The organism is Streptomyces durocortorensis, assembly GCF_016901035.1.
Classification (GTDB): domain Bacteria; phylum Actinomycetota; class Actinomycetes; order Streptomycetales; family Streptomycetaceae; genus Streptomyces; species Streptomyces durocortorensis.
In genome coordinates this window covers 51,852-78,234 of sequence record NZ_JAFEUF010000005.1, presented here as the reverse complement: position 1 = coordinate 78,234, position 26,383 = coordinate 51,852, and the positions used below count along the sequence as shown (strand labels likewise).

The 26,383-nt window shown below is 70.6% G+C and carries 28 protein-coding genes and 1 pseudogene; 19 read left to right on the top strand and 10 right to left on the bottom strand.

Features of this window, described 5'->3' with window-relative positions; all coding sequences use genetic code 11:
* Positions 1 to 1,014: 1,014 nt before the first annotated feature.
* The 5 genes from JS521_RS37325 to JS521_RS02320 all read left to right on the top strand — a co-directional run bounded on the left by JS521_RS37325 (position 1,015) and on the right by JS521_RS02320 (position 7,655).
* Complete coding sequence (locus tag JS521_RS37325; protein ID WP_307847742.1) at positions 1,015 to 1,572, top strand: AfsR/SARP family transcriptional regulator; 558 nt, start codon at positions 1,015 to 1,017, stop codon at positions 1,570 to 1,572.
* A 357-nt stretch (positions 1,573 to 1,929) separates the two neighbouring features.
* A complete protein-coding gene (locus JS521_RS02335) occupies positions 1,930 to 3,291 on the top strand; it encodes a sensor histidine kinase (RefSeq protein ID WP_205081028.1) in 1,362 nt (453 codons plus the stop codon).
* A gap of 211 nt (positions 3,292 to 3,502) precedes the next feature.
* The gene (locus JS521_RS02330; protein WP_205081039.1) at positions 3,503 to 4,162 is read left to right on the top strand and encodes a response regulator transcription factor; all 660 of its coding nucleotides are present in this window, start codon (positions 3,503 to 3,505) and stop codon (positions 4,160 to 4,162) included.
* Positions 4,163 to 4,624: 462 nt separating this feature from the next.
* Positions 4,625 to 6,589 (top strand): 2-oxoacid:acceptor oxidoreductase subunit alpha, encoded by a 1,965-nt coding sequence (locus tag JS521_RS02325; RefSeq protein ID WP_205081027.1) that lies wholly within the window; start codon positions 4,625 to 4,627, stop codon positions 6,587 to 6,589.
* Positions 6,582 to 7,655, top strand: coding sequence for a 2-oxoacid:ferredoxin oxidoreductase subunit beta (locus JS521_RS02320; protein ID WP_205081026.1), 1,074 nt, complete (start codon positions 6,582 to 6,584; stop codon positions 7,653 to 7,655). The genes JS521_RS02325 and JS521_RS02320 overlap by 8 nt, the downstream gene beginning before the upstream one ends.
* A 55-nt stretch (positions 7,656 to 7,710) precedes the next feature.
* Here JS521_RS02320 and JS521_RS02315 read toward each other — a convergent pair whose 3' ends face one another.
* Positions 7,711 to 8,118: a winged helix-turn-helix transcriptional regulator gene (locus JS521_RS02315; protein ID WP_372448545.1), complete on the bottom strand. Its 408-nt coding sequence runs from the start codon at positions 8,116 to 8,118 to the stop codon at positions 7,711 to 7,713.
* A 95-nt stretch (positions 8,119 to 8,213) separates the two neighbouring features.
* Between JS521_RS02315 and JS521_RS02310 the strand changes: the two genes are divergently transcribed.
* The 4 genes from JS521_RS02310 to JS521_RS02295 all read left to right on the top strand — a co-directional run bounded on the left by JS521_RS02310 (position 8,214) and on the right by JS521_RS02295 (position 12,631).
* Positions 8,214 to 9,074: an SDR family oxidoreductase gene (locus JS521_RS02310; RefSeq protein ID WP_205081025.1), complete on the top strand. Its 861-nt coding sequence runs from the start codon at positions 8,214 to 8,216 to the stop codon at positions 9,072 to 9,074.
* Positions 9,075 to 9,278: 204 nt separating this feature from the next.
* Positions 9,279 to 10,289 (top strand): EamA family transporter RarD, encoded by a 1,011-nt coding sequence (gene rarD, locus JS521_RS02305; RefSeq protein WP_205081024.1) that lies wholly within the window; start codon positions 9,279 to 9,281, stop codon positions 10,287 to 10,289.
* 112 nt (positions 10,290 to 10,401) lie between these two features.
* Positions 10,402 to 12,066: an FAD-dependent monooxygenase gene (locus tag JS521_RS02300; RefSeq protein ID WP_205081037.1), complete on the top strand. Its 1,665-nt coding sequence runs from the start codon at positions 10,402 to 10,404 to the stop codon at positions 12,064 to 12,066.
* A 19-nt stretch (positions 12,067 to 12,085) separates the two neighbouring features.
* On the top strand, positions 12,086 to 12,631 hold the full coding sequence (locus JS521_RS02295) for a hypothetical protein (protein WP_205081023.1): 546 nt from the start codon (positions 12,086 to 12,088) through the stop codon (positions 12,629 to 12,631).
* A gap of 13 nt (positions 12,632 to 12,644) precedes the next feature.
* On the opposite strand, the gene JS521_RS02290 is transcribed toward JS521_RS02295, so the two are convergent.
* Both JS521_RS02290 and JS521_RS02285 read right to left on the bottom strand, forming a co-directional pair.
* Positions 12,645 to 13,034, bottom strand: a complete 390-nt coding sequence (locus JS521_RS02290) for an SRPBCC family protein (RefSeq protein ID WP_205081022.1) — start codon at positions 13,032 to 13,034, stop codon at positions 12,645 to 12,647.
* Positions 13,035 to 13,069: 35 nt separating this feature from the next.
* Positions 13,070 to 13,768, bottom strand: coding sequence for a CGNR zinc finger domain-containing protein (locus JS521_RS02285; RefSeq protein WP_205081021.1), 699 nt, complete (start codon positions 13,766 to 13,768; stop codon positions 13,070 to 13,072).
* 22 nt (positions 13,769 to 13,790) lie between these two features.
* Here JS521_RS02285 and JS521_RS02280 point away from each other — a divergent pair, with 22 nt between their 5' ends.
* The gene (locus JS521_RS02280; protein WP_205081020.1) at positions 13,791 to 14,282 is read left to right on the top strand and encodes a VOC family protein; all 492 of its coding nucleotides are present in this window, start codon (positions 13,791 to 13,793) and stop codon (positions 14,280 to 14,282) included.
* A gap of 37 nt (positions 14,283 to 14,319) precedes the next feature.
* On the opposite strand, the gene JS521_RS02275 is transcribed toward JS521_RS02280, so the two are convergent.
* Positions 14,320 to 14,904, bottom strand: coding sequence for a TetR/AcrR family transcriptional regulator (locus JS521_RS02275; RefSeq protein ID WP_205081019.1), 585 nt, complete (start codon positions 14,902 to 14,904; stop codon positions 14,320 to 14,322).
* Positions 14,905 to 15,084: 180 nt separating this feature from the next.
* Here JS521_RS02275 and JS521_RS02270 point away from each other — a divergent pair, with 180 nt between their 5' ends.
* Positions 15,085 to 16,062 carry an alpha/beta hydrolase family protein gene (locus JS521_RS02270; RefSeq protein ID WP_205081018.1) on the top strand — a complete coding sequence of 326 codons (978 nt, stop codon included), beginning with the start codon at positions 15,085 to 15,087 and terminating at the stop codon, positions 16,060 to 16,062.
* A 47-nt stretch (positions 16,063 to 16,109) separates the two neighbouring features.
* Here JS521_RS02270 and JS521_RS02265 read toward each other — a convergent pair whose 3' ends face one another.
* Entirely contained in the window at positions 16,110 to 17,240 is a 1,131-nt protein-coding gene (locus JS521_RS02265; protein ID WP_205081017.1) for an NYN domain-containing protein, read from the bottom strand.
* A gap of 214 nt (positions 17,241 to 17,454) precedes the next feature.
* Between JS521_RS02265 and JS521_RS02260 the strand changes: the two genes are divergently transcribed.
* Entirely contained in the window at positions 17,455 to 17,910 is a 456-nt protein-coding gene (locus tag JS521_RS02260) for a VOC family protein (protein WP_205081036.1), read from the top strand.
* A 97-nt stretch (positions 17,911 to 18,007) separates the two neighbouring features.
* Here the strand turns inward: JS521_RS02260 and JS521_RS02255 are convergent, their stop codons facing one another.
* Genes JS521_RS02255 through JS521_RS02245 form a run of 3 tightly spaced genes read right to left on the bottom strand, consistent with a single transcriptional unit; the run spans position 18,008 to position 19,109 of the window.
* Positions 18,008 to 18,436 carry a hypothetical protein gene (locus JS521_RS02255; RefSeq protein WP_205081016.1) on the bottom strand — a complete coding sequence of 143 codons (429 nt, stop codon included), beginning with the start codon at positions 18,434 to 18,436 and terminating at the stop codon, positions 18,008 to 18,010.
* Positions 18,437 to 18,441: 5 nt separating this feature from the next.
* Positions 18,442 to 18,852, bottom strand: a complete 411-nt coding sequence (locus JS521_RS02250) for a hypothetical protein (protein ID WP_205081015.1) — start codon at positions 18,850 to 18,852, stop codon at positions 18,442 to 18,444.
* Entirely contained in the window at positions 18,849 to 19,109 is a 261-nt protein-coding gene (locus JS521_RS02245; RefSeq protein WP_205081014.1) for a hypothetical protein, read from the bottom strand. The genes JS521_RS02250 and JS521_RS02245 overlap by 4 nt, the downstream gene beginning before the upstream one ends.
* Before the next feature lie 108 nt (positions 19,110 to 19,217).
* On the opposite strand from JS521_RS02245, the gene JS521_RS02240 reads away from it, so the two are divergent.
* On the top strand, positions 19,218 to 20,054 hold the full coding sequence (locus JS521_RS02240; RefSeq protein ID WP_205081013.1) for a helix-turn-helix domain-containing protein: 837 nt from the start codon (positions 19,218 to 19,220) through the stop codon (positions 20,052 to 20,054).
* Positions 20,051 to 20,260 (top strand): DUF397 domain-containing protein, encoded by a 210-nt coding sequence (locus tag JS521_RS02235; protein ID WP_205081012.1) that lies wholly within the window; start codon positions 20,051 to 20,053, stop codon positions 20,258 to 20,260. The genes JS521_RS02240 and JS521_RS02235 overlap by 4 nt, the downstream gene beginning before the upstream one ends.
* Before the next feature lie 793 nt (positions 20,261 to 21,053).
* Here the strand turns inward: JS521_RS02235 and JS521_RS02230 are convergent.
* Positions 21,054 to 22,106, bottom strand: coding sequence for a hypothetical protein (locus JS521_RS02230; protein ID WP_205081011.1), 1,053 nt, complete (start codon positions 22,104 to 22,106; stop codon positions 21,054 to 21,056).
* Between the two features lie 195 nt (positions 22,107 to 22,301).
* A complete protein-coding gene (locus JS521_RS02225) occupies positions 22,302 to 22,709 on the bottom strand; it encodes a peptidase inhibitor family I36 protein (RefSeq protein WP_205081010.1) in 408 nt (135 codons plus the stop codon).
* Positions 22,710 to 23,045: 336 nt separating this feature from the next.
* Between JS521_RS02225 and JS521_RS02220 the strand changes: the two genes are divergently transcribed.
* From JS521_RS02220 to JS521_RS02200, 5 genes and pseudogenes are all read left to right on the top strand, one after another.
* Positions 23,046 to 23,588 carry a DUF5753 domain-containing protein gene (locus JS521_RS02220; RefSeq protein WP_307847743.1) on the top strand — a complete coding sequence of 181 codons (543 nt, stop codon included), beginning with the start codon at positions 23,046 to 23,048 and terminating at the stop codon, positions 23,586 to 23,588.
* A gap of 164 nt (positions 23,589 to 23,752) precedes the next feature.
* Positions 23,753 to 23,977: a DUF397 domain-containing protein gene (locus tag JS521_RS02215; RefSeq protein WP_205081009.1), complete on the top strand. Its 225-nt coding sequence runs from the start codon at positions 23,753 to 23,755 to the stop codon at positions 23,975 to 23,977.
* Between the two features lie 245 nt (positions 23,978 to 24,222).
* A pseudogene (locus tag JS521_RS02210) lies at positions 24,223 to 24,520 on the top strand (winged helix DNA-binding protein); the annotation flags it as partial.
* An 87-nt stretch (positions 24,521 to 24,607) separates the two neighbouring features.
* Entirely contained in the window at positions 24,608 to 25,477 is an 870-nt protein-coding gene (locus tag JS521_RS02205; protein WP_205081008.1) for an HAD family hydrolase, read from the top strand.
* Between the two features lie 144 nt (positions 25,478 to 25,621).
* Positions 25,622 to 26,380 (top strand): calcium-binding protein, encoded by a 759-nt coding sequence (locus tag JS521_RS02200; protein WP_205081034.1) that lies wholly within the window; start codon positions 25,622 to 25,624, stop codon positions 26,378 to 26,380.
* Positions 26,381 to 26,383: the final 3 nt, after the last annotated feature.

Here is a 26,383-nt window from a genome sequence, read left to right as displayed (position 1 = left end):
GGCGTCGCCTCCGTCGACGAATCCGCGATCACCGGCGAGTCCGCCCCGGTCATCCGCGAGTCCGGCGGCGGGGGGGGGGCCGGGGCCGGCGGGGGGGGGGGGGGGGGGGGGGGGGGGGGGGGGGGGGGGGCCCCCCCCCCACGACGCGCTCGTCCCCGGCCAGGCCCAGGTAGCTGTAGCCGGACATCATCAGCAGCCGCCGGCCGTCGAGGTCGACGTAGGCCGTGTCGCGCTCGGCGGTGTAGGGGACGAAGCTGTTGCGGCGCTCGGGCTCCCACTCCAGCGACGCCACGCGCCGCCCCGTCGCCTCCAGTCTGGGCGCGATTCTCCCCCACGCTGCGGATGCCATCGGCCGTCCTCTCATTGGTGACTGCCATTGCACACAGGTGCAACGAATCTGATGCGCCTCGAATTCAACGGCCCTCTCGCAATCGGGACGCAACAAGGGAGCAAGATCAAACAGTCGTCAGAGGATTTGCATGCACCGGGCCTTCCGATTCACCGGGCGTTAACTGATGCAACTTTACGGGGTAGTTGACACACACCCTTTTTGAACGAGAATGCTGTTTACTCAGCCGTGGAGAAGAATTGACCAAGCTCCTTCCGGATCACCGCAGTCCTCCCACGGGATCCCCACGTGCATCACCCGACGCACGAGCCACACGCTGGGCCCACGCACGGAACCGCACGCACTGCCAGACAGTCGACTTCCGTCACCCATGCCGCCGGGGAAGTCGCCTCAACCTCTCACTGGGGGGATCGATCGTGCTCATCAGGCTTATCGGCCTCGTCTCCATCGAACATGAATCCGAAGCCCCAAGGGTGCTGGCCAGTCATCAGGCACAGATAGCCCTGGCCCGGCTCTGCCTGGAACGCCCATCTGGCATAGGTCGGGAGCAACTTGCCGACACCATATGGCCGGACGGTCTGCCCAGCACGTGGGCTTCGGCTTTACGCAGTGTCGTCAGTCGCCTCAGAACCTCCCTCTCGGAGGGGGCAGGTGCCGAGCCGACGGTGATCGCACGCGGCGGACGCTACCTGCTGCACCTGCCGGAGGACGCCCAGCTGGACGTGGAGCGCGCGGAACAGGCCGCCTTCACCGCCGCTGCCGCCCACCGCGAGGGCGACCACAGCACCGCGCAGCGGCTCGCCGCCACTGCGGTGCCCTTGCTGCGGGGGCCCTTCCTCGCCTCCCACGAGGGCGAGTGGGTGGAGTCCGTCCGGCGCCACCTCAAGGACCTGCGGGTCTCGGCCCTGGAGACCGCGAGCAGTTCCTCGTCCGCTCTCGGCGACACCCACCATGCACTGCGCTATGCCGCGGAGGCGGTGCGCCAGGCTCCGTTCCGGGAGAGCGCCTACCGCTGCCAGATGACCGCGCACCGCTTGGCCGGCAACAGGGCCGAAGCCCTGCGGATATACCAGCAGTTGCGCGTCGTCCTGGCGGAGGAGCTGGGCTGCGATCCCAGCCCCGAGAGCGAGGCCGCCTACCTCGGCCTGCTGGACCGGACCCGCTTCCCGGTGGTCCCTGCGCGGGCGGAGTGGGAAACGATGTCAACACACCGGCTGACCTGATCCCGGGCACGGGCCGGGGGGGGGGGGGGGGGGCGGCCCCGGCCCGCGGCGCTGCCACCCCGGGCCCCGGGGGCGCCGCCGGCGGCGGCGGGCGGCGGGGCAGGGGCCGGCCGGGGGTAGGGAAAACCCCCGGTCGGATACGGAGAGGGACCTCATGGTGCGGAAGGCCGCCGGCCAGCACCCTGGAGGGAGAACGGGGGAAGAACGGTCCGTGGTGACGGGCCCCCTCCGGCGCCTCCTCGGCGCGCACCCCACATGCAGCCCACGCACTGCCCACGCGCACCCCACTCACAGCCCACGCGCACCCCACGCACTGCCCATCGAGAGACTGAGACAGAGACGGAACGGACGGAACTCATGGCCACGGCATACGGACCGGACACGCGGGACCGGGAGCACGAGGGTTCCGCCCCGGGCTTCGGGGCGAAGACCCCGGTGAAGCATTTCCTCCCCGCGCCGCTGCGTGCGCCCCTGGAGGCCCGTGCCTGGCGCGAGCTGCTCTACGCGCTGCTGAGCTTCCCGCTGGCCACGGCGATGTTCGTCTTCGCGGTCACCATGACGTCGTTGAGCGCGGGCCTGCTGGTCACCTTCATCGGGATACCGGTCCTCGCGGTCGGCCTCGCCGTCTGCCGGGGCTTCGGGGCGCTGGAGCGGCACCGGGCGCGCGCGCTGCTGCGGGTGGAGGTGGCGGATCCGGAACGGGTGCGGGGGAAGACCGGCGGCCCGATGTCCTGGATGGGCGCGGTTCTCAAGAGCGGGGTGTCCTGGCGGCACCTGCTGTACACGCTGCTGCACTTCCCTTGGGCCGTATTCACGTTCGTCGTCGCGATCACGTTCTGGACGTACGGTCTGATGGCGCTGACGTACCCGCTGTGGTTCTGGCTCTTCCCGATGTTCGCCGGGCAGGACGGCATCCAGGTGTACGGGGACCGCACCCACCAGGAGTATCTGAACTCGCCCCTGGAGCTGGCGGCGACCGGGGCAGTGGGCCTGGTGCTGGTGATGGCGGCACCGTGGATCGTGCGGGGGCTGCTGTCGGTGGACCGGCTGATGGTCACCGGGCTGCTGGGGCCGTCCCGGCTGGCCACCCGTGTCTCCGAGCTGGAGTCGGACCGGGGCGTGGTCGTGGACACCGCCGCCGCCGACCTGCGCCGGATCGAACGCGACCTCCACGACGGCGCCCAGGCCCGCCTGGTCGCCCTCGCCATGGATCTGGGCCTGGCGAAGGAGAAGCTCACCGACGACCCCGAAGCCGCCGCCCGCATGGTCGACGAAGCGCACGGCGAGGTGAAGGTGGCCCTTCAGGAGCTGCGCGACCTGGCCCGCGGCATCCACCCCGCCGTCCTCACCGACCGGGGCCTGGACGCCGCGCTCTCCGCCATCGCCTCCCGCTGCACCGTGCCCGTGACCGTCGAGGTGGATCTGGACGCGCGTCCCGCGCAGGCCATCGAGGGGATCGCGTACTTCACCGTCTCGGAGCTCCTCCAGAACATCAGCAAGCACGCCCGTGCGACCCGGGCCACGGTCGATGTGTGGCGGGCGGCCGACCGGTTGATGCTCCAGGTCACGGACAACGGCCGAGGAGGGGCGTCGCCTGCCTCGGGCGGCGGCCTGGCCGGGCTGACGGAGCGGCTGGACGCGGTGGACGGGGTCCTGGTGGTCGACTCCCCGGCCGGCGGCCCGACGACGGTCACGGCCGAGCTGCCCTGGCGGGGCTGATTCCCGGGGCTCCGCCCGGGCTGCTTCCGGGGCTCCGCCCCACCCGCGTACGGGTTGTCCACAGGCCCCCCATCCGTCTCCGGGTCCTGGGATGCTTGAACCGACGGGGCGCGGCGCGCAGATCGTAGGGCGTGGTGCGTGCGGGGTCGCGGGGAACGCGGCATATTCGAACAGTGGGGGACTCGCAGTCGTGGAGAACGTGGAGAACAGGGTGCGCGTGGTCATCGCCGAGGATTCGGTCCTGCTCCGGGAGGGGCTCACCCGGCTGCTCACCGATCTCGGGCACGACGTGGTCGCGGGGGTCGGGGACGCGGAGGCACTGCTCAAGACCGTGGCGGAGCTCGACGCCGAGCAGGCGCTTCCCGATGTGGTGGTCGCCGATGTGCGGATGCCGCCGACGCACACCGACGAGGGGGTGCGCGCTGCGGTGCGGCTGCGGAAGGACTACCCGGGTATCGGGGTGCTGGTCCTCTCCCAGTACGTGGAGGAGCAGTACGCCACCGAGCTGCTGGCCGGCAGCAGCCGCGGGGTGGGGTATCTACTGAAGGACCGGGTGGCCGAGGTCCGCGAGTTCGTGGACGCCGTCGTCCGGGTGGCGCAGGGCGGGACGGCGCTGGACCCGGAAGTGGTGGCGCAGTTGCTGGGCCGCAGCCGCAAGCAGGACGTGCTGGCGGGGCTGACTCCGCGCGAGCGGGAGGTCCTCGGTCTGATGGCCGAGGGCCGGACGAACTCCGCGGTCGCCCGGCAGCTCGTGGTGAGCGACGGGGCGGTCGAGAAGCACGTCAGCAACATCTTCCTGAAGCTGGGGCTCTCCCCCAGCGACGGCGACCACCGGCGCGTCCTCGCGGTGCTGACCTACCTGAATTCCTAGCTATCTGACACTCTGTCAGATGGCTAGGACCCGGACGCCTGGGCACCCGGACGCCTGGGCGACCAGGCGATTAGGCGACTGGAAGCGCTCGGGAGCGCTTCGGGGGTGCTCCGGGAGCACTTCGGGGGCACTCCGGGGGTGCGGTGCAGGCCCGGGGGTGTCCGGCACTCGCCGGACGGGCACCTCTGACCAAGGAAGGGCCGAGGAGGGGCGCGAGGGAAGAGGGCCGAGGGGGCGACGGGAGAGCGAGCGGCCTAGGCCAAAAGACTCAGGGGGCGGGCATCTCCGACCCATGATCGAGGGCTGGCAAAACGTGACAAGCCTTACTAAAAGGGTGTCTCAAAACGGCGTCCACCATATGATCGGTCCCTGGAAGGCCACCTACGCGGACGTAGGGTGGCCTCTGGGATCGCCGGCTGGCCGGACGGTTCCGAACCGCCGCCCCAAGGGAGGTCCAGTTCAGTGACGAGCCAGGTCAGTAGCGCGGCAGAGAAGGCCGATGAGGCCAATGACGCCGTCCTCGGGGGCCAGCGGGCCCCCCTGTCAGGTACGACGGGAACCACGGGCGGCGACGGGAAGGAAGTTCGCCGCCTGGACCGGGTGATCATCCGCTTCGCGGGCGACTCGGGTGACGGTATGCAGCTCACGGGTGACCGGTTCACCTCGGAGACCGCTTCCTTCGGCAACGACCTCTCCACTTTGCCGAACTTCCCGGCCGAGATCCGTGCCCCCGCAGGCACTCTGCCGGGAGTCTCTTCCTTCCAGCTCCACTTCGCCGATCACGACATTCTGACCCCGGGCGACGCCCCCAACGTCCTGGTCGCGATGAACCCCGCCGCCCTGAAGGCGAACATCGACGACGTACCGCGCGGCGCGGAGATCATCGTGAACACCGACGAGTTCACGAAGCGGCCGATGGCGAAGGTGGGGTATGCGACCAGCCCGCTGGAGGACGGTTCGCTGGAGGCCTACAACGTCCACCCGGTGCCGCTGACGACGCTGACGCTGGAGGCGCTGAAGGAGTTCGGGCTCCCCCGCAAGGAGGCCGAGCGGTCCAAGAACATGTTCGCGCTCGGACTGCTGTCGTGGATGTACCACCGGCCGACCGAGGGGACGGAGGCGTTCCTGCGGGCCAAGTTCGCGAAGAAGCCGGAGATCGCCGAGGCGAACGTGGCCGCCTTCCGGGCCGGGTGGAATTTCGGCGAGACGACCGAGGACTTCGCGGTCTCCTACGAGGTCGCCCCGGCGTCGCAGGCCTTCCCCACCGGCACCTACCGCAACATCTCGGGGAACCTCGCCCTGTCCTACGGCCTGATCGCCGCCGGGCAGCTGGCGGACCTGCCGCTCTACCTGGGTTCGTATCCGATCACCCCGGCCTCGGACATCCTGCACGAGCTGTCCCGGCACAAGAACTTCGGTGTGCGGACCTTCCAGGCCGAGGACGAGATCGCGGGGATCGGTGCGGCGCTGGGTGCGGCGTTCGGCGGGGCGCTGGGTGTGACCACGACATCGGGCCCCGGTGTGGCGCTGAAGTCGGAGACGATCGGGCTCGCGGTCTCCCTGGAGCTGCCGCTGCTGATCATCGACATCCAGCGCGGCGGCCCGTCGACCGGGCTGCCGACCAAGACCGAGCAGGCCGACCTGCTCCAGGCGATGTACGGGCGCAACGGCGAGGCTCCGGTTCCGATCGTGGCCCCGCAGACCCCGGCGGACTGCTTCGACGCCGCGATCGACGCGGCCCGGATCGCCCTGACGTACCGGACCCCGGTCTTCCTGCTCTCCGACGGCTATCTGGCCAACGGCTCCGAGCCCTGGCGGATCCCGGAGACGGACTCGCTGCCCGACCTCAAGACGCCGTTCGCCACCGGGCCGAACCACACCCTGGCCGACGGCACCGAGGTCTTCTGGCCCTACAAGCGCGACCCGCAGACCCTGGCCCGCCCCTGGGCAGTCCCCGGGACGGCCGGCCTGGAGCACCGCATCGGCGGGATCGAGAAGCAGGACGGCACCGGCAACATCTCCTACGACCCGGCCAACCACGACCTCATGGTCCGCACGCGCCAGGCGAAGATCGACGGCATCGAGGTCCCCGACCTCCAGGTCGACGACCCGGCCGAGGCCCGCACACTGGTGCTCGGCTGGGGGTCGACGTACGGGCCGATCACCGCCGCCGTACGCCGGCTCCGCGCGGCCGGGCAGCCCATCGCCCAGGCCCACCTGCGCCACCTCAACCCCTTCCCGAAGAATCTCGGCGAGGTGCTGAAGCGCTACGACAAGGTCGTCGTGCCGGAGATGAACCTCGGCCAGCTCGCGATGCTGCTGAGGGCGAAGTATCTGGTGGACGCCCACAGCTACAACCAGGTCAACGGAATGCCGTTCAAGGCCGAGCAGCTCGCCACGGCCCTCAAGGAGGCCATCGATGCCTGACACCGACGAACTGCGGCACAACGAACTGCTGCAGCTGGTGCCCAAGGCCGAGGCGAAGCAGTCCATGAAGGACTTCAAGTCGGACCAGGAAGTGCGCTGGTGCCCCGGCTGCGGCGACTACGCGGTCCTCGCCGCCGTCCAGGGCTTCATGCCGGAGCTGGGCCTGGCGAAGGAGAACATCACCTTCGTCTCCGGCATCGGCTGCTCCTCCCGCTTCCCGTACTACATGAACACCTACGGGATGCACTCCATCCACGGCCGGGCCCCGTCCATCGCGACCGGGCTCGCCACCTCCCGCCGCGACCTGTCGGTGTGGGTGGTCACCGGTGACGGCGACGCGCTCTCCATCGGCGGCAACCACCTCATCCACGCCCTGCGCCGCAACGTCAACCTCAAGATCCTGCTGTTCAACAACCGGATCTACGGGCTGACGAAGGGCCAGTACAGCCCCACCTCCGAGCTGGGCAAGATCACCAAGTCGACGCCGATGGGGTCGCTCGACGCCCCCTTCAACCCGGTGTCGCTGGCCATCGGCGCGGAGGCGACGTTCGTGGCGCGGACGGTCGACTCCGACCGCAAGCACCTCACGAGCGTGCTGCGCGCGGCGGCCGAGCACTCGGGCACAGCACTGGTGGAGATCTACCAGAACTGCAACATCTTCAACGACGGCGCGTTCGAGGTCCTCAAGGACAAGGAGCAGGCCGCCGAGGCCGTCATCCGACTCGAACACGGGCAGCCGATCCTCTTCGGCTCCCAGGAGCCCAAGGGCGTCGTGCGCGATCCGGCCACCGGTGATCTGAAGGTGGTGGCCGTCACGGAGGAGAACCGTTCGCAGGTCCTCGTCCACGACGCCCACGCGGAGTCGCCCACGACGGCGTTCGCGCTGTCCCGGCTCGCCGACGCGGACACGCTGCACCACACCCCGATCGGGGTGCTGCGCAGCGTCGAGCGGCCCGTCTACGACACGCTGATGTCGGACCAGCTCGACGCCGCCCTGGAGCGCGACGGCAAGGGCGACCTCGGCTCGCTCCTCGCGGGCAACGACACCTGGACGGTCATCGGCTGAGCCGAAGAGAGTTCCGTCCGCGCTCCACCGGGGCCCGGGCCCGATCCCCGCAGGATCAGGCCCGGGCCTCGTCGTATGCCTCGCGCGCCGACTGCACCGCGTCCACCTGCCGCTCGGTCCAGCGGGCGAGCGCCGACACCTGCTCGGCGGCCTCGACACCGAGCGGAGTGAGCGAGTAGTCCACCCGCGGCGGGATCACCGGCTTCGCGTCCCGGTGGACGAACCCGTCGCGCTCCAGCGCCTGAAGGGTCTGGGCCAGCATCTTCTCGCTGACGCCGCCCACCTCCCGGCGCAGTTCGCTGAAGCGGTACGAGCGCTCCAGCAGCGCCACCAGAACGAGCACGCCCCAGCGGCTCGTCACATGCTCCAGGATCAGCCGGGACGGGCACATGGGCTGCTTGACGCCCTCGATCGCACTCACTGCCTCACCTACTGCCGCACCTACTGCCCTACTCACCGCCATGGCAGTACCTTACTTCAAAGTGGGCACTTTCTCTGGGTTAGCGCTTCCCGTAGGGTCGTGACCGTAAGCGAAACACCGCGAAATCGGAGCCCCTCATGAGCATCGTTGTCACCGGAGCCACTGGCGCACTCGGCCGCCTCGTCGTCGACGCCCTACTGACCACGGTCCCGGCCGGCGAGGTCGTCGCGGTCGTGCGCGACAAGGAGAAGGCCGCCGCGCTCGCCGCCCGGGGCGTGGAGCTGCGCATCGCGGACTACAGCCGCCCCGAGACCCTCGCCGGAGCCTTCCGGTCCGGCGACCGGGTGCTGCTGATCTCCGGCAGCGAGGTCGGCCGGCGCGTCGCGCAGCACACCGCGGTCATCGACGCGGCCAAGGCGGCGGGCGTCGCCCAGCTCGCGTACACCGGCATCCTCGGCGGACCGGACGCGGACTTCGCGCTGGCCGACGAGCACCGGGCGACCGAGCGGCTGATCCTCGACTCCGGGCTGCCGTACACCTTCCTGCGCAACGGCTGGTACACGGAGAACTACACCGCCAACCTGGCCCCGGTCCTGGAGCACCACGCGGTCGTCTCCAACGCGGGCGAGGGTCGTATCGCCTCCGCCACCCGGGCCGACTACGCCGCCGCCGCGGCCGCCGTGCTGACCGGCGACGGCCACCTGAACACCGCCTACGAGCTGAGCGGCGACACCGCCTGGTCGCTGGCGGAGTACGCGGCGCTGCTGTCCGGGCTGACCGGCGAGACGATCGCGTACAACAACGTCCCGGCCGCCGTGCACCAGGAGATCCTCGTCGGCGCGGGGCTGCCCGAAGGCTTCGCGGCGATCCTCGTCGACGTGGACGAGGCGATCGGGCGCGGCCGGCTCGCGGGGACGAGCGGGGACCTCGCCCGGCTCATCGGCCGCCCGACGACGCCCCTCGCCGAGACCGTACGCGCCGCCCTGTCCACCGCCTGAGCCCCGACGCACCCTCGCTCCCGGGCCCACTCCCGCTCCCGCTCCCGGCCCAGGACCAGGCCTCGGCCCCGGCCCCGGCTCCACCTCGCCGCACTCAGCACTGTCATGAGTGTTTCCGTGAGACGGCTATGACACGAAGCCGTTCCGGCGCTACCGTCGTGCCGTCGGCGGATCCGCCGGCGCGGTGGCGGTCCGGGAGGGCACGTGGAGGGGAAGAACGAACAGCGGGCAGGCCTGCTGTACGGAATCGGCGCGTACGGGATGTGGGGCCTGGTCCCGCTTTTCTGGCCGCTGCTCAAGCCGTCCGGGGCGATCGAGATCCTCGCCCACCGGATGGTCTGGTCGCTGGCCGTCGTCATCGTCGCCCTGCTGGCCGTACGCCGCTGGGAATGGATCGGCGAACTGGTCCGCGACCGGCGCAAGCTGGGCCTGATATCGGTCGCGGCGGCGACGATCACACTGAACTGGGGCCTCTACATCTGGGCCGTGAACAGCGGTCACGTCATCGAGGCCTCACTCGGCTACTTCATCAATCCGCTGGTCACCATCGCCATGGGCGTCCTGCTGCTGGGCGAACGGCTGCGGCCCGTCCAGTGGGCCGCAGTGGCCACGGGCCTGGCAGCGGTCCTCGTCCTGGCGATCGGGTACGGCAGGCCGCCCTGGATCTCGCTGGTGCTGGCATTCTCCTTCGCGACGTACGGCCTGGTGAAGAAGAAGGTGAACATGGGCGGCCTGGAGTCCCTGGCCGCCGAGACCGCCGTGCTCTTCGTGCCCGCGCTCGGCTTCCTGCTCTGGCTCACCGCCACCGGCGCGTCGACGTTCACGGCCGGGGGCGCGGGGCACGGGTTCCTGCTCGCCGCGACGGGCATCGTCACGGCCATCCCGCTGATCTGCTTCGGCGCGGCGGCGATCCGGGTGCCGCTCTCCACACTGGGGCTGCTCCAGTATCTGGCCCCGGTCTTCCAGTTCGGACTCGGCGTCCTCTACTTCGACGAGGCGATGCCGCCCGAGCGGTGGGCCGGGTTCGCCCTCGTCTGGCTCGCCCTGTCCCTGCTGACCTGGGACGCGCTGCGCACCGCGCGGCGCAACCGGGCGCTGGCGGTGAAGCTGCTGGCGACGGCGGCCGCGGCTCCGGCGGCCGCGACCCCGGACCTCTCGGCTCCGGCGACCGCGACCCCGGCCCCGACCCCGGCGGCATCGGACTCCGGGAAATAAAAAGTTACCTAGTTGCTTTTCTTACTTGGTTACGTTTTTCTGGTCCCGTGGGACGCCGGAGAAGCGTGACCGAAGGAGAGGCATGGGCACGGGCATGGACATGAGCACGAGGATGACCGGCGTACTCGTCGTGGGAGCGGGGCCCACCGGGCTGGTGCTGGCCTGCGATCTGGCCCGGCGCGGCGTTGCCGTGCGGATCGTGGACCGGTCCGCCGCACCGCCGCGCACCTCGCGCGCCAAGGGCCCCAACCCCCGGTCCCTGGAGATCCTGGACGATCTCGGGGTGGTCGAGGAGGTCCTCGCCGCCGGTTCGGCCCCGCTGCCGATGCTCAAGTACCGCGACCGCCTCCCGGTCGCGGAGACCGATCCGTGGGCGGACTCCGCACCGACCCCGGACGTCCCCTACGACCGGGGGTGGCTGATCGCCCAATGGCGGCTGGAGGAGATCCTGCGGGAGCGGCTGGCCGGGTACGGCCTCCGCGTCGAGCTGGGCCGCGAGGTCGTGGGGCTGGCGGAGGGGACCGGCGGGCGGCACGTGGACGTGACGTTCGCGGAGGGCCGGCCGGAACGCGCGCGGTACGTCGTCGGGTGCGACGGCGCCCACAGCTCCGTACGGAAGCTGCTCGGGATCGGGTTCGAGGGGACCACCGCCGAGGACCAGGTGATGGTCTGCGGCGATGTCGACCTGGCCGATGGCGCCCTGGACCGTACCCGCTGGCACCAGTGGTTCGACACGGACGGCGCGGTCATGCTCTGCCCCATCCCCGGTACGCGGACGGGCTGGTGGTTCCAGGCCGGGCCGGAGCGGGACGGGTCCGGCCGGCCGCTCGCGCCCACCGCCGACGGGTTCCGGCGGCTGCTCGCCCGCCACACCGCGCTGCCCGGCCGGGCCCTGACGCGGGCCGAGCTGCTGTCGACGTACCGGGTCAACGTGCGCATGGCGGACCGCTTCCGCGCCGGACGGGTCCTCCTCGCGGGCGACGCGGCGCACGTGCACGCCGTCGCGGGCGGCCTGGGCATGAACACCGGCATCCAGGACGCGTTCAACCTGGGCTGGAAGCTGGGCCTGGTGCTCGCCGGTCACGCGGGCGCGGAGCTGCTGGACACGTACGAGGAGGAGCGGCTTCCGGTGGCCGCGCGGACCCTGGACCTCACCTCGGACCGGCTGCGGGCCACGCTGGAGGCGATCCGCCGGCCCGGCGGCGGCCTGGACGCGGCGATCACCCCGGACACGACCGGCCTGGGCGTCGGCTACCGCTGGAGTTCCCTGGCCCCGGGCCCCGCCGAAGCCCCGCGGCCCGGGGACCGTGCGCCGGACGGCGGAGGTCCGGCCCCGCTGCCCGGGGACCGGGCCCCGGACGCCCCTTGCGCCGACGCCGCGACCGGAGCCCGTACCCGGCTGCACCGCCTCTTCGCGGGCCCCCGCACCACGGTCCTCGGCTTCGGCCCGGGCAGCGCGGCGGTGCTGCGCGAGGTGGCGGACGGGTACGGCGACGCCGGGGTGCGGACCTGCCGGGTGTACGCGGCACACGAGCACCGGGCCGGAGCGATGCCCGGCTCGGTGGTCGACGACGCGGGTCACGCGGCCGCCGCGTACGGAACGGGGGCCTCCGGCAGTACGGGCGCGGGCACCCTCGTGGTCGTCCGACCCGACCACCACGTGGGAGTTGTCGCGCCCGCGGATGACGCCCGTTCCGTACGGGAGTATCTGCGCCGGCTCCACGGACCGGGCCGGTCCCCGGAACGGTCGCCCGGCATGGTGGACGCCGTGCGGTAAAGGCTGATTGAGTGCCCGGATGGGGACTGTCCTGGGGGCCATGAGGAACGTGCGCTGGCACGAGTTGCAGCACGCGTACGGCTCCGCGTCCCAGGTTCCCGGCGTGCTGTCGCGGATCGCCTGGGGCGACGCGCCCTCCTCGGACGAGGCACTCAACGATCTGGAGCGGTGGATCGGCACTCCGCCCGTCTTCGACTCGACGGCGGCGACGGTGCCGTTCCTCTGGGAGCTGGCGGCGACGGACACGGTCAGGGACCGGGCGGGTGTGCTGGACCTGCTCGCCACGATCCTGGCCGCCGGAAACCCCGAGCACCCCGCGTGGACCCGCGCCGCGCACGAGGCGGTGGCGGAGGGGCGTGCCACGGCCGTTCGACTCGCCGCCGTGACGGGATCGCCCGAGGCACCCGCCGTATCCGACGCACCCGATGCATCCGACACGCCCGACGCCGGGGGCCCCGCGGACGACCCCGCCCAGGCTGTCCGCACGGCGGCCACGCGTCTGCTGGGCGCGATCGACCGTCACACCTGCCCCGCCTGTCCCGCCCCTCCCCCGGGCGAGGCGTAGCCCCCCGGCCGGGTCAGGTCAGCTCGGCCTCGACCCGGTCCATCACCCTCTTCCAGTGCGTACGGCGCTCCTCGCGCTCCTCGGCGCTCGCCAGGCGCTCCTGGTGGAAGCGGAGCACGGTCCGGTCCTCGGAGCTGCCGGGCGTCACGGCGACCTGGACGGTGGAGGTCCCGTGGGTGAGGCGGACCCGGTCGCCGGGGCGGTAGCTGCGGATCTCGCCCTCGACGCCGTCCGTCGTACGGTACGGAGCGCCCTTCTCGGTGGGCAGCGGGCCGTCGAGGCCGAGCCACAGTGCGGCGCCCTCCGGTCCGGCGACGAAGTCCCACACGGCGGTCAGCGGTCGGCGGATGGTCCGGGAGACGCCGATCTCCCAGCCGGCGTCCTGCGTGAGTCCGGTCGGCATGACGGATCCCCTTCGTTGTCGTCGGTCGACGTTCGTCAATCGACGGCTTCTCCCGCCGGAGGCGGGGAGCCGGGCGTGACGAGCCGGGCGCGGTGGGCCCGGACCTTGTGCCGGTTGCCGCAGCGCTCCATCGAGCACCAGCGACGCTTTCCGGGGCGGGAGGTGTCCACGAACAGCAGGCGGCAGTCGTGTGCGCCGCAGGCGCGGATCCGGTGGGCGTACGCCCCGGTGAACAGGTCGACCGCGTCACGGGCGACGGTGGACAGCAGCCCGGTCCCGGTTGATCCGGGCGTCCAGGACCGCTCGCCGCACGCGGTCAGCCGGGACGTCAACGACGGCCGCGCCGCCGCGTCGTTGAGGGTGGCGAGATCGTCCGGGTCCGGGGGCTCTTCCCGCACCCGGCTCTCCGTAAGCCGCCAGAGCGCATCGCGCAGCGCCCGCGCGTCCGCCACCTCCGCCGCGCTCACGGCGAGTCCTCCACCGGAGCCGGATCCAGAGCCGGGACCGGAACCGGAACCGGAATCGGAGCCTTCGCCGAGCCCGCCCGGCAACCGGCTCTCCTCCGCCCAGCGCACCAGGTCCGCCGGCTCGTGCAGCACCTCGAAGTACGCCAAGGGGCCCGGGCCCCCGGTCGGCAGCAGCTCCAGACACAGCGCGCCCGGATCGAACCGGAACGAGCTGCCGTCCGGATGCCGCAACAACAGCCCCGGCGTGTCCATTGCCCTTCCGCTCATGTAACCACTATAAACGGTTTCCATGACAGAGACAGAAACAGAGACAGAAACACCGCCACAGCCACAGCCCCTGTCGTGGAAGCTCGTGATCGACAGCGCCGACCCGCACGCGCAGGCCGGATTCTGGGCGGAGACCCTGGGCTATCTCGTCGAGGACAACAGCCCGCTGGTCGAGCAGCTCCTCGCGGCCGGAGCCGTGCCCGAGGCCATCACGACCCACGCCCACGGCCGCCGCGCCTGGCTCGACCTCGCGGCGGCCCGGCACCCGGACGACCCGTACGACGAGGTCAGCGGTACGGGACAGGGGCGGCGGCTGCTGTTCCAGCGGGTGCCCGAGCCGAAGACGGTCAAGAACCGCCTCCATATCGACGTGCATTCCGCCCCGGGGCAGCGTGACGCGGAGGCGGAGCGGCTGACGGCACTGGGCGCGCGGGCGCTGCGCACGTACGACGAGCAGGGCGGGAGCTGGATCGTGATGACGGATCCCGAGGGCAACGAGTTCTGCCTGAACTGAAACCGCCGTCGCCGCCGAGCAGCCACGACGACAGACCCTAGGGCCGCAACCCGCGCAGCAGCAGTTCCACCAGGCGGCGCGGGTCGTACCGCGGATCGTCGTCCCGCCCCACGCACAGATTCCCGACCCCGCGCATCAGCTCGTACGGCTCGACGCCGGGCCCGGCCTCACCCGCCCCGACCGCCGCGTCGAGCAACTGCCCGCAGACGGGCACCAGCCGGTCGAGGAAGTAGGCGTGCAGCGCCTCGAAGCCGCCGCTGTCCGAGCGCAGCGCGTCGGCGAGGCCGTGCTTCGTGACCAGGAAGTCGACGAAGAGGTCCACCCACCGCTCCAGCGCGGTGAACGGAGACTCCTCCTCGGCCAGCAGCGCCGGACCCGCCTCGGCGCAGGCCTCGACCTGGTGGCGGTAGACGGCCACCACCAGGTCCGCCCGGGTGGGAAAGTGCCGGTAGATCGTGCCCATGCCGACCCCGGCCCGCTTGGCGATCTCACGGATCGGCGCGTCGACCCCCGAGTCCACGAACACCGCGGCGGCGGCGGCAAGCAGCGTCTGCTGATTGCGCACCGCGTCGGCCCGCCTGGGTCGGGCGGACGCCCCTCCGGCTTCATCGGCGCCAGCCACCGCACACCCCTCTCCTCGCCCGTACCGCCGTCGCCGGGCATCGCCGTTGACAAAGCGGAACAGCGCTCCGTATCGTAAATGGAACAACGCTCCGCTTCACTTTAGCCGAAGCCGGACGCTTCCACTCCCCTGCCCCGCCGCCGTTCGGACCCGTGGCAGGGCCCCCGGAAGGAACTCTCCATGAGCACGTCCACGCCCCGCACCACAGATGCCTTCGGGCCCGCCTCCCCCGTCCTGTCCGTCGCCCCGGTGACGCTGCCCGCCCCCGACCGGGCCGTGGACCTCCAGGTCCGCGTCTCCGTACCCCTGACCGCCCTGACCGGCGAGAGCAAGCTCCCGGTCATCCTGCTCTCGCACGGCCAGGGCCACTCGAACAACCTCTCCTCGCTCAACGGCTACGCACCGCTCGTCAGCTTCTGGGCGGCGCACGGGTTCGCCGTGATCCAGCCGACCCACCTCAGCTCGACGACGCTGAAGCTGCCGGCCGACACCCCCGGCGCGCCCATGCACTGGCGCTCCCGGGCCGAGGACATATCGCGCCTCATCGACCGGCTCGACGAGATCGAGGCGGCGGTGCCCGGGCTCACCGGCCGCCTGGACCGGGACCGGATCGCCGTCGCCGGGCACTCCATGGGCGGCCACACCGCAGGCCTCCTGCTGGGCGCACGCCTCATCGATCCGGACGACGGTACGGAGGTGGACCTGGCCGATTCCCGGATCGGCGCGGGCGTCCTGCTGGCCGCGCCCGGCCGGGGCGGCGACGCCCTCGTGCCGGCCATGGCCGAGATGCTGCCCTTCCTCACCACTGCGGACTCCTCCCGGATGGCGACGCCCGCACTCGTGGTCGCAGGCGACAAGGACGAGTCCGGGCATCTGACGAACCGGGGCCCGGCCTGGCACACCGACCCGTACGCCCTCTCCCCCGGCCCCAAGACCCTGCTCACCCTCTTCGGCGCGGAGCACGGACTCGGCGGGATCTCCGGATACGACGTCGCCGAGACGACCGACGAGAGCCCGGCGCGCGTGGCCGCGGTCGCCCGCCTCACCTGGGCCTACCTGCGCAGCACGCTGTACGCCGACGACACCGCCTGGCGGACGGCCCGCGAGGAGCTGACGTCGGGGCCGGACGCGTTCGGCCGGGTCGAGTCGAAGGAGTAGGAGGAGGAGAAGAAGAGCGGCGTGGCCGGCGTCTCGTACAACTGAGGTCACCCCTGCTCGCAGCTGCGGCAGACGCCCCGGCGCCGCAGGTAGTACAGGTAGGTGGCGACGCCCAGGGCCGCGCCCCAGACCACCCACAGGATCGCGGGGCCGGTGACCCCCCAAGAGGTGAGCTCGAAGCCGCGCACCGCCATCAGGCCGCCCGGAATGAGCACCACCGCGACGAACCCGGCCGGCACGACGGCGGTCGCCGGGTGGATCGTCCGCCCCTTCTTCCACCACACCCAGCGCGGCCACACCTCGCCCCACCGGGCGATCAGCCCGTGCATCAGCAGGCTGCCCAGGGTCGACACCACACCCAGCCCGAGCCCGATCTCCAGCATGTTCGGCGTGTCCCGCATCTCCTTCAGGAACGCGTCGGTGATGCCGAGCGGCACGTCGAAGTACCAGGCGATACGGGTGATGTCGTACGGGAGGGTCGAGAGCACGGCCACCCAGACCGCCCGGCGGCCCCAGGTGCGCAGCATGGCAGGGTCGGCCGAGGCGCTGCCGGGGCCGTGCGGGGCCCGGCCGCAGTACACGCAGCGGCCGTCGGTGCGCCGCTGGTACGCGAGGGTCGCGGCGACCCACAGCAACCCGCCGACGAAGACGATCATCAGGTTCCCGCGGTGCCAGTACAGGATGTCCCCCAAGTCCTGGGGGCCCGGCACACCGGTGAAGACGAACACGAGCAGCGCCGGCGAGAACGCCAGCAGCCCGAGCAGCGAGTAGTCGGGGATCAGGAGGGTCAGGGCGATGCCGGCCGCCCACCCGTAGGCGAGCAGGGCCTTGCGGACCCGGCCGCTTCCGAGCCGCCTCAGCATCAGAAGGCCGGTTACGACGCCGAGCGCGCAGAACACGGCCAGCACCGGGGCGACCACCTCGGCCCGGCTCGGCTCCAGGATCGATCCGGAGGACCGGTCCTCGTGGACCCGGCCGAAGGGGTAACCGTCCCCGCCGAACGCCCAGTACAGGGCCGCCGCGCCGTAGAGCGCCGACCAGACGACCGCCAGGTGTCCGGACCAGTCCGGCCAGCCGGACCACCAGCGTGGACGGCGGTCTCCGGGGGTGGTCCGCGGGGAGGTCTCCCCGGCCGGCGTTTCGGTGTCGGATTCGGTGTCGGTTTCGGTGTCCGGCATGGCGGTCCTCCTGGTCTCCGGTTCCGCAGGCTCCGCTGCCGCGCGAAGCGGTGTCTGCCCTCGGGGATCAAGGCTGTCGCGCGGGACGCGTCCGCACATCTGCCGATCGGCAGATCTCTACGACGGCGGTCACCGGGCACCTGCCTGAAGTGGACCGGCTGTCAGACCCGCCTGGGATGTTCCAGGCATGGAGACCGTGGAGACCGTGGAGCCCGTGGAGATGACCGTGCAGTTGACGATCGACTGCTCCGATCCGCAGAGAATGGTGGCCTTCTGGGCCGAGGCGCTGAACTACGTCCCCGAGCCCCCGCCGGGCGGGCACGCCACGTGGCGTGCGTACTGGGCGTCGACGGGGGTGCCCGATGAGGAGTTGCCAGCCGGTGCCGGGGACGTTCCGGAGTCGATCATCGATCCCGCCGGACGAGGGCCGAGGGTGTGGTTCCAGCAGGTTCCGGAGCCGAAGGCCGCCAAGAACCGGTGGCACTTCGACCTGAAGGTCGGCGGGGGCCGTGACGTCCCCCTGGACGTCCGCACCCAGCGGGTGAAGGCCACCGCGGAACGGCTGGTCACCGCCGGCGCGACCGTGCTGCGGATCAAGGACGAGCCGGACACGGGGTTCTACGCCGTCGCCCTGCAGGACCCCGAGGGCAACGAATTCGACGTCGTCTGAGGGCCGTTGCGTCGACGCCGGCCCCGGCCGCCCACCCAAGATCCGCTGTCGTCGCCCGCCCCTAGGAGGTGTCCGGCCCTGATCCGCCGGACGCCCCCTAACCCGGGCCGCCCTCCCGGTCGCGCCGTACGTCCTCCCTGATCCGCTCCGCCATCAGATCGGCGAGCGGATCCGTCACGTCCCAGGAGTGGGTGGCCGGGTGCCGGTCGTACAGCACGCAGGCGTCGCCGTCCTGCACGGACAGCCGGTGAATCACGGCCGGGCACGGGAGCAGCTCGGCGAAGCGGAACTTCCGGCGTCCGTCGCCATCGGTCCAGAACATCCACAGGTCACGCCCGCCGGAGGCCGACACCGAGGGGAGCTGGGCCGCGTGCTCGACCGTCTCCTCGTGCTCGCCGAGCTCACACAGCAGGAAATCGTCCAGTTCGGGGGCTTCCGCCGCCTCGCCGGGCTCGTCCTCCAAACCCATGAGCGCGACCCGTGCGCCCATCTCGGGGAGTTCGGTGAAGGCGGTGCACTGCAACATGGCGCTCATCCTTGCCAGTGAGAAGGGGAAGGGGTGCGGGCGGCGGCGACCAGAGGGCGCATGACCAGTCCGTACCAGGACGCGGCGTCCCGGGCGACGAACTCGTACGGCAGCCCGTCCGCGAGACGCCCCAGCGCGTAGTCGTGCTCACGGAAGCTTGTTACCCAGAAACGGAGTTCGGCAGGTGCGTCGCGCGGGCCGGCCGCGCCGACCGGGTACAGCGCACGGCCCGGAACCCACGAGGCGTACGGGTCCGGATCGAGCGCGTCCGCGAAGCGCCGGGCCTGCCGCCGCAGCCAGCGCAGCGCCAGCCGCCGTGTCGGTACGAGGACGCCGCCGAGCCGGACGGATCGCACCGCGTCGCCGCCGTGGCTCTCGGCAACGTACCAAGTAGGCTGCCGCTGCCGGGCGTTCACAGGACCTCACCCCGGCTACGGGCGTTGAGACGGGCGGTCCTGGCCCGGAGCTGCTCTATGAGGAGCGCGGGCCGGACGAGGTGCGGCTCGGCCTCCCACTCGACTCCGCCGCCCACAGGCCGCAGCGACCAGCGGGCGCCGGCGACCCCGCGGAACTCGCCCACACGGTCGCCGTGACCGGCGTCCACCATGAGCGCGCCGAGGGCCGGGAGATCGGGAGGCTGCTGCGCGTTCGGGCAAACGTTCTCGCCATACACCTGTCGCTCCTCTCTGTAGCCGTATGACTACCGGGGCGATTCAGCGTGACCTACCGTGAGGAGGCATTCAACTTGCCTATTCGGCACGGAAGATCGGGGGTGGGGCCGGTGAACATCAAGGATTTGAACCCGGAAAGCTCCGCGCAGGCAGCCTACGGTGCACGTCTGCGCGAGTTACGGGAGAAGCAGGGTTGGACGCAGGAGGAGCTGGGCAACCACAACGGCTACTCCAGCACGCACATCTCGTCCGTGGAAACTGGTCGCAAACTCGCGACCTTGCGCTTTTCGCGTAGTACGGACCGGGCGCTGGGGCTCACCGGCACCGAGGCGTCGTTCGAGCGCGAGCTGAGCCAGATCAAGCACGGCAGCCTGTTGGAGGGCTTCCCGGAGTTCCTCAACTACGAGCGCCGGGCGGCGGAGATCCGGCTGTACGAGGTCGGCGTCATCCCGGGGCTGCTCCAGACCCCGGAGTACGCGACGGTCCTGGCGGACAGTGTCATCAAGCGGCAAGTGATCACCGCGGACCAGGCCCAGGAGCGGGTCGCTCTGGTCGCGGAACGCCAGGCGGCCCTGGTCAGGGAGAAGCCGCCGCTGGTCTTCGCGCTGCTGGACGAGAGCTGCCTCCTCCGGCCGGTCGGCGGGCCGGAGGTCATGAAGGCGCAGATGGACCGCCTCATCGAGTTCGCGGAGCAGCCCAACACCGTGATCCAGGTGGTGCCGTTCGCCATGGGAGAGCACCGGCCGTTCAGCCTGCCGCTCTACATCCTGACCATGCCCGACCGCTCGCTCATGTCGTACGCGGAGTCGGCGCAGCAGGGCTATCTGGAGCGCGAAAGTGGCTCGGTGGTGCAGCATCTGACGGCCTACCATCGGATGCAGGCCTTGGCCCCCTCCCAGGCCGCGTCCGTAGACATGTTCAGGCAGTTGCGAAAGGGCACCCCGTGACAACCGAGACCCCCCGTTGGTTCACGTCCTCCTACAGCGAAAACGGCGGCGCGTGCGTCGAGGTCGCCACCAACCTCGCCGCCCCGCACGGCATCGTCCCCGTCCGCGACTCCAAGAACCCGGCTGGCCCGGCCCTCACCGTCCCCGCCACCGCGTTCACCACCTTCGTGGCAGGCGTCCGCGCCGGAGACTTCGGCACCGTCTGAGCCGCCCGAGCCGGCAGGGCAAAGCCCCACCGTGCAAGCACGGGTGGGGCTTTGCTGCGACCGCGTCGAGCCCCGGCGCCGCCAGCACTCCTGAGAGCTCGTAACACGATCTTGTTGAAGTGTGCTGGTTGGCCGCGACCGGTGTGACGATTCGTCCGTTCGTGATGGTGTGCGTACTCGACCGTGGATCGTGGACGACGACTCGTGGGCGCTGATCGAGCCGTTGCTGCCGCCGTGGCCGGAGCGGTCTCCGGGGCCGCGTACGGTGTCGGACCGGCTCTGCCTGCAGGCATCCTGTTCGCCCTCTACAACGACGTAGCCTGGCAACTCCTGCCCCTGGAGCTGGGGTTCGGCTCGGGACAGACGAGCTGGCGCCGACTGGACCGGTGGCAGAAGGCAAGAGTCTTCGGCCAACCGCATCGGGTCCTGCTCGCTGAGCTGAACGCGGCCTCAAAGTCATCACGACCGCGGCCAACGTCAACGACGTCACCCAGACCCTCGCCCTGGTCGACGGCATCCCATCTGTCGCAGGCCGCCCCGGCAGGCCCCGCCGACCGGTGATGTGAACGCTGGTCCAAAGGAAGCCTTCGAGGTGCCGACCTGGGTTCGGCACGTCGAAGGGCTTCTGATCGTCCTGCCCCATGTCGTGCTCGATGATGAACATGCACAGATGCCCGCGGCGTCCGGCTGATGACGGCCCTGCCGGGGAAGGCTCGCGGTAAGGCATAGTTCGCCAGGCCGAGGAGAGACCGGCGACGATCCGCACGCGTTGCGTCGGACACCACGCTCGACATCAGCGGAAATTGTTGAACGCAATCCCGTTGGTGAGTGAGGTGACGCCGCTCTGGACACCGTCGACCTTGACGGTTTGGCCGGACACGTGGTTCACGTAGACGCGCAGAAGGAACGAACGGGATCCGCAGGCCTGGTCGATGCGGATGTCGGACAGCTTGGAGTAGCCGACCGCATGGTGTGCGTCATCGGTGATGGTTCGGTCCGCGGCGAACTGGTGGGTCCGGCAGGCGCGGCCGGCGGCATTGAGCTGTACGAGCTCGAAGCGCGTGTGCACGACCGCGTTTCGGCCACGCGGGTAGGCATGCATGTCACTCGCACACGACGCGGTTCCCTGGTAGCACGTCGTCAATTCAACGTTGGCCTGGGCCGAAACCGTGACCGCGTCCGGGTGAGCCTGCCACTTGTGCACCGGCGTTCCGTCGTTGTAGAAGATCCATGCATCCGGGTCTGCGGACCCGTCCCCCACATATGTGCAGTCCCCTGCCGTGTCGGCACTCTCGCAGGCACCGTTCTGCCACCAGTGCGCGCCGCGCTGATCTGCGTCGTCCGTCTCCAGCCAGGTGCTCCCCGCCACTGCGGTCAGGTGGTAGGTCCCCGGTAGCGTCGAGTATGCGGTGCCCTGGAGAACACAGGTGTAGACACCTGTGGCGGGTGCCGTGAAGAGCAGGTCGGCGTAGAGCGGGAGATGGCCGGGTTTCGCGTAGGAAGTGGTGTCGCTGCCCTCGTGGTTGCGAGCCGAAGCAGCGACGACGGGCACCGTGCTTCCGGAGGCGTTGAGGCACCGGATGCGCTGGGTGAGGCCGACGATGCCGGTCGTGGTGCTCGTCGCTTCCAGTCGGCCGCGAAGGTGACGCTTTTCCCCTGCGGTCAAGGTCATCGTCCTCCGCAGCAGGTCCACCGTGACACCTCGCGGGATGTCGGTGTCGGCGGCCAGGGTGAGACGGGTGACGCTACCGGAGCCCGCGGCTGCCGGCGCGGACCACAGGGGTACCAGGGTCAGTGCGAGAACGGCGATGAGTGCCGTGCGGGCAAGTCTCGCTATGAAGGGCATGCGGGCGCTGTCTCCTGTTTGATTCGGTGAGGGGCTATGAGGCGTCGGCATGCTGAAGCCCGGCCCTGAGCTGCCGGAGTGGCGAGGTGCTCAGGGCCGGGCACTGGAGCGGGTATCACGCGATCGCGCTACGGGTCAGATATTCCGCTGCACTTTCCGTGGCCCGGGAAATTCGTGGCGCTGGTGATGTGTGGTTCAGGGGGTAGCGGAACCCAGGCAGACCTTGTCGTTCGGGCCTCCCCCGACCGGTGCTCCGATGTCGCTGCTGAATCCGCCTGCCGGCAGAGTGCGAACCGCCGTGTAACCACTGGCGCCGTATCTCCACACCTTGGCCGTGACAGGGGAATTGCTCACATACGACCGGATGCTGCCGAAGGGAATGGTGTTCCAGGGGGTGAAGCAGGCGTTGGTGCTGGCGCTGGTGATGCGGTCCCCGTTGAAGTTGGTGTCATCGTAGATGCACAGGCGGGCGCTCGGGCAGTCCCCTGCGGCCGGGGCGGAGGCAGCCGGCGCGGCCGAGGCGGGTGCTGCAGACATGATCATCCCGCTGCCCGCGAGTGCGAGAACGGACAGAGCGGCTGCGGACTTCTTCTTCCAGTTCATGCGGAACCTCTCTATGCGATGAAGGCGAGTTCCTTTGGTCAGTTCTGCGAAGGATCGGTCGGTGAAAATTTCGGCCAACCATTCTCGGACTCGCCGTGGTTGTTGGTGCGTGTGGTTCGCGGCAACTCTGCCGAGAGCGAGAATGTTCAGCAACCCTCATCTTGTTGACGTGCAGGAAGTTCGGGGTGCAGAACAAGCCATCGCGGATCGGAATCAGCCTGATTCGCCTATGAGCTCGCAACACGATCATGTGCGGGTCTTCTTGAGGCGTCTCCAGCAGATCAGGCTGCAGGCCAGGGAGACGAAGGCGCCGAGCGGACGTCACGCAGGAGGGGCCTGGAGAAGCGCCAAGCAGAGCTGGCTTGCCTGGAATCGGAGGCTACGGTTCTGCGTTACTTCTTGCCCGCCATGGTGACGGGCCTCCTCGCGACCCCTGAATACATGAGCGCCGGCCTGAGCGGATCGCCGGGCGACAAGTCGGTGACGTTGGCGAGGAAGCTGGAAAGACAAGCCGTTCTCTACGACACCACCAAGTCGCTCACGTTCCTGCTGACAGAAGAGGCTGTGCGCCGGCCCTTGCTTCACCGGGCCGGAATGGCAGTGCAGGCGGACCGCCTTATCTCTCTGTCCCATCCGCCCAACGTGCGCATCGGATTACTTCCCACAAGTTCCGTGACATGTCGCGGACCCATGAATATGTTCACCGTCTACGACCACCGCCTGACCACGGTGGAGACGTTTACCGGACGCATAGTTTTCCAGGACAGCCGAGATATCGCGGAACACCTCAGAGTGTTCGATACATACGAACACCTGGCGCTCTTCGGCGACGTCGCGAGAAACCTCTTGACGCACTGGGCCCTTCGTTTCCGTTCATGATTTCTACCCGGCAACCGCGAATAACTCACCGGCTTCCTGCGCGGCCGACGGATTATTACTCATGTCGCCGAACCAGCGCCTGGCATCGGGCGGAGCAGGGGCGACGCAGACGTCCGCGAGCCGATCGGTCAGTTCCCGTCGGCCCATCAGAAGGGCTCGCCCACATGACGGACCTGTACGAACTCCCCATCGAAGAAGTCACGTTCTCCAAGTCCTGCGGCGGCAATACGCACCCCGACGGCGAATCCTGCGTGGCCCTCGCGCGGATAGGGCCGGACGCCTGGGCCCTGGGCGACAGCAAGCGCCCCGACGCCGAGCTGTTGCGGTTCACGACGGACGCGCTGGACGCGGCGGGCATCGGCCCCGCCCGCTTCGACCTCTCCGCCTGAGCCGCCGTGCACCACCACGGTTACGCCTGGCTCGGGAAGAAACGGCACGGCCTTCCACTCCGTCGCCCTGGTGACCTGCTCCCCCAACCGCGCCGCTCCCGGTCTGCCCTGCCCAGCACGAGAAGCACCCCGCCGATGACCCGGAAGCAACACCCTTGCCCTTCACCACGCTTGAGGTCCTACGGTCGTGGCCCGTAAGGCCCGCACCACCGCGCGGGCCTCGGATCGCACCACCGAGGGAGCATCCCGACGGCGCAAGGATGACCCTCCCCGAGCTCCAGCAGGCTATGGCCTCGTACATCCGGCCCGAGGACGACCTGGCGGTCGAGGCCGAGGGGCTCGTGGAGCGCGGATGGCTGCGACGTGGCGGGGAAGACAGGCTGTGGATCACGGAGGCGGGGGAGCAGGCGCGCCTCGACCTCAAGCGCAATGCTCCCGCCATCCGCGCCGCGCTCCCACGAAGGAATCTCCGACGCGGACTACGTCACCACGGTGAAGGTGCTGCGGCAGCTCATCCGCAACGCCGGCGGGGCAGTGGACTGACAACGGCACCGCCCAGGTCATGGACCGGCCCGGCCCACCCACCCCTGCCGGGCAAACGGCTGTTCGGGCCCTTCTAGGCTGGGGCCCATGCCCACGCCCCCCGCATACGCCCTCGTCGCCACGGACCTGGACGGCACCCTGCTGCGCCCGGACAACAGCGTCAGCGCCCGGTCCCGCGCCGCGCTCGCCCTCGCCGCCGCCGCGGGCGCCCGGCATCTGATCGTCACCGGGCGGCCCGTCCCCGGGATACGGGCGCTGCTCGCGGACCTGGCGTACACCGGGCTCGTCGTCTGCGGCCAGGGCACCCAGCTGTACGAGGCCGAGGTTGAGGGCGGGAACGGGCGGCTGCTGTGGTCCGTCGCCCTGGACCGGGAGGCCGCCGACACCGCGCTCGGCAAGATCGAGGCGGAGGCCGGGGCCGTCTTCGCCGCCGTGGACCAGGACGGCGTGGACGGGGTGACCCTGATCGAGGCCGGGTACCGGATGCCGAACCCGACACTTCCCGCCCAACGCGCCACCTCCCGCGAGGCGTTGTGGGAGCGGCCCGTCATCAAGGTGCTGGTACGCCATCCGGAGCTGGGCGACGACGAGTTGGCCGCCGTCGCACGCGGGGCCGTGGGCGATCTGGCGACGGTGACCATGGCGGGGCCGGGCACGGTGGAGCTGGCTCCGCACGGGGTGGACAAGGGCACGGGGCTGGCGGCGGCCGCCGAGCTGCTCGGCATCGGGGCCGGGCGAACCGTCGCGTTCGGCGACATGCCCAACGACCTGCCGATGTTCGCCGGTTCGGGCCACCGGGTGGCCATGGGCAACGCGCACCCGGAGCTGCGCGCGGCGGCCGACGAGGTGACGCTGTCGAACGCGGAGGACGGCGTCGCGGTGGTCCTGGAGCGGCTGTTCGGCACCGGGGGCGCACCGGTCGGCACGGGGATCGCACCGGACCCTAGCTTGGTCTAGACCAAGACAGGTAGGCTGCCGTCACGATCGTGGCGCCCCACCGCCGCGCGTACCGCTTGACATGCACCTGCCTCAGCCTGCTCCGCGCGGGCGGGCGGGAAACCCCCACGGACCCACCGAGGAGCTGTCGTGAAGCGCAAGAGGATGCCGGCCGTCGTGACCCTGCTCGCCACCGGCCTCGCCGCGGGCCCGGTGATCGCGGCACCCGCCGCCACCGCCGCCACCGAGGCGAAGGCCCGTATCGGCGCCGACTGGGCGAAGCAGTCGATCACCTTCACCGCCGCCCCGGGCCAGGTCAACGACCTCCACGTGGTCCCGATGGACCAGGGCGACGGGGTCCGGCGGATCGGCTTCCGGGACGCGGTCCCGCTCCAGCCCGGCGACCACTGCACGTACCTGGAACCGGGGGTCGAGACGTACGTCGTCTGCGAACTGCCCACGGACAGCGCCCGGCCGGACCGGATCGACGTCTTCCTCGGCGACGGCGACGACGAGATAGCCACCAGCGACCCCGGGGTGGCCACCGTCAGCGGCGGCCCCGGCGACGACATGCTGCACGCCCACACCGCGCACACGGTCCGGGGCGACGAGGGCGACGACATGGTCATGGGACGCGTCGTCCTCGACGGCGGCGACGGCATGGACCACCTGATGGCCGTCGAAGGCGACCAGTGGCTGTTCGGCGGCCGGGGCGACGACATGATCGAGGCGTACGACGGCAAGGACGTCGTGTACGCGGGTCCGGGCGACGACCACGTCATGGGCGGGGACGGCGACGACATCCTGCTCGGCGGCTCCGGGGACGACATGCTGCACGGCGAGAACGGCGACGACGTGATCGTCGGCGGCACCGGGAAGGACACGGTCGAGGGCGGCCCGGGCCGGAACATCACACTCCCCTGAACC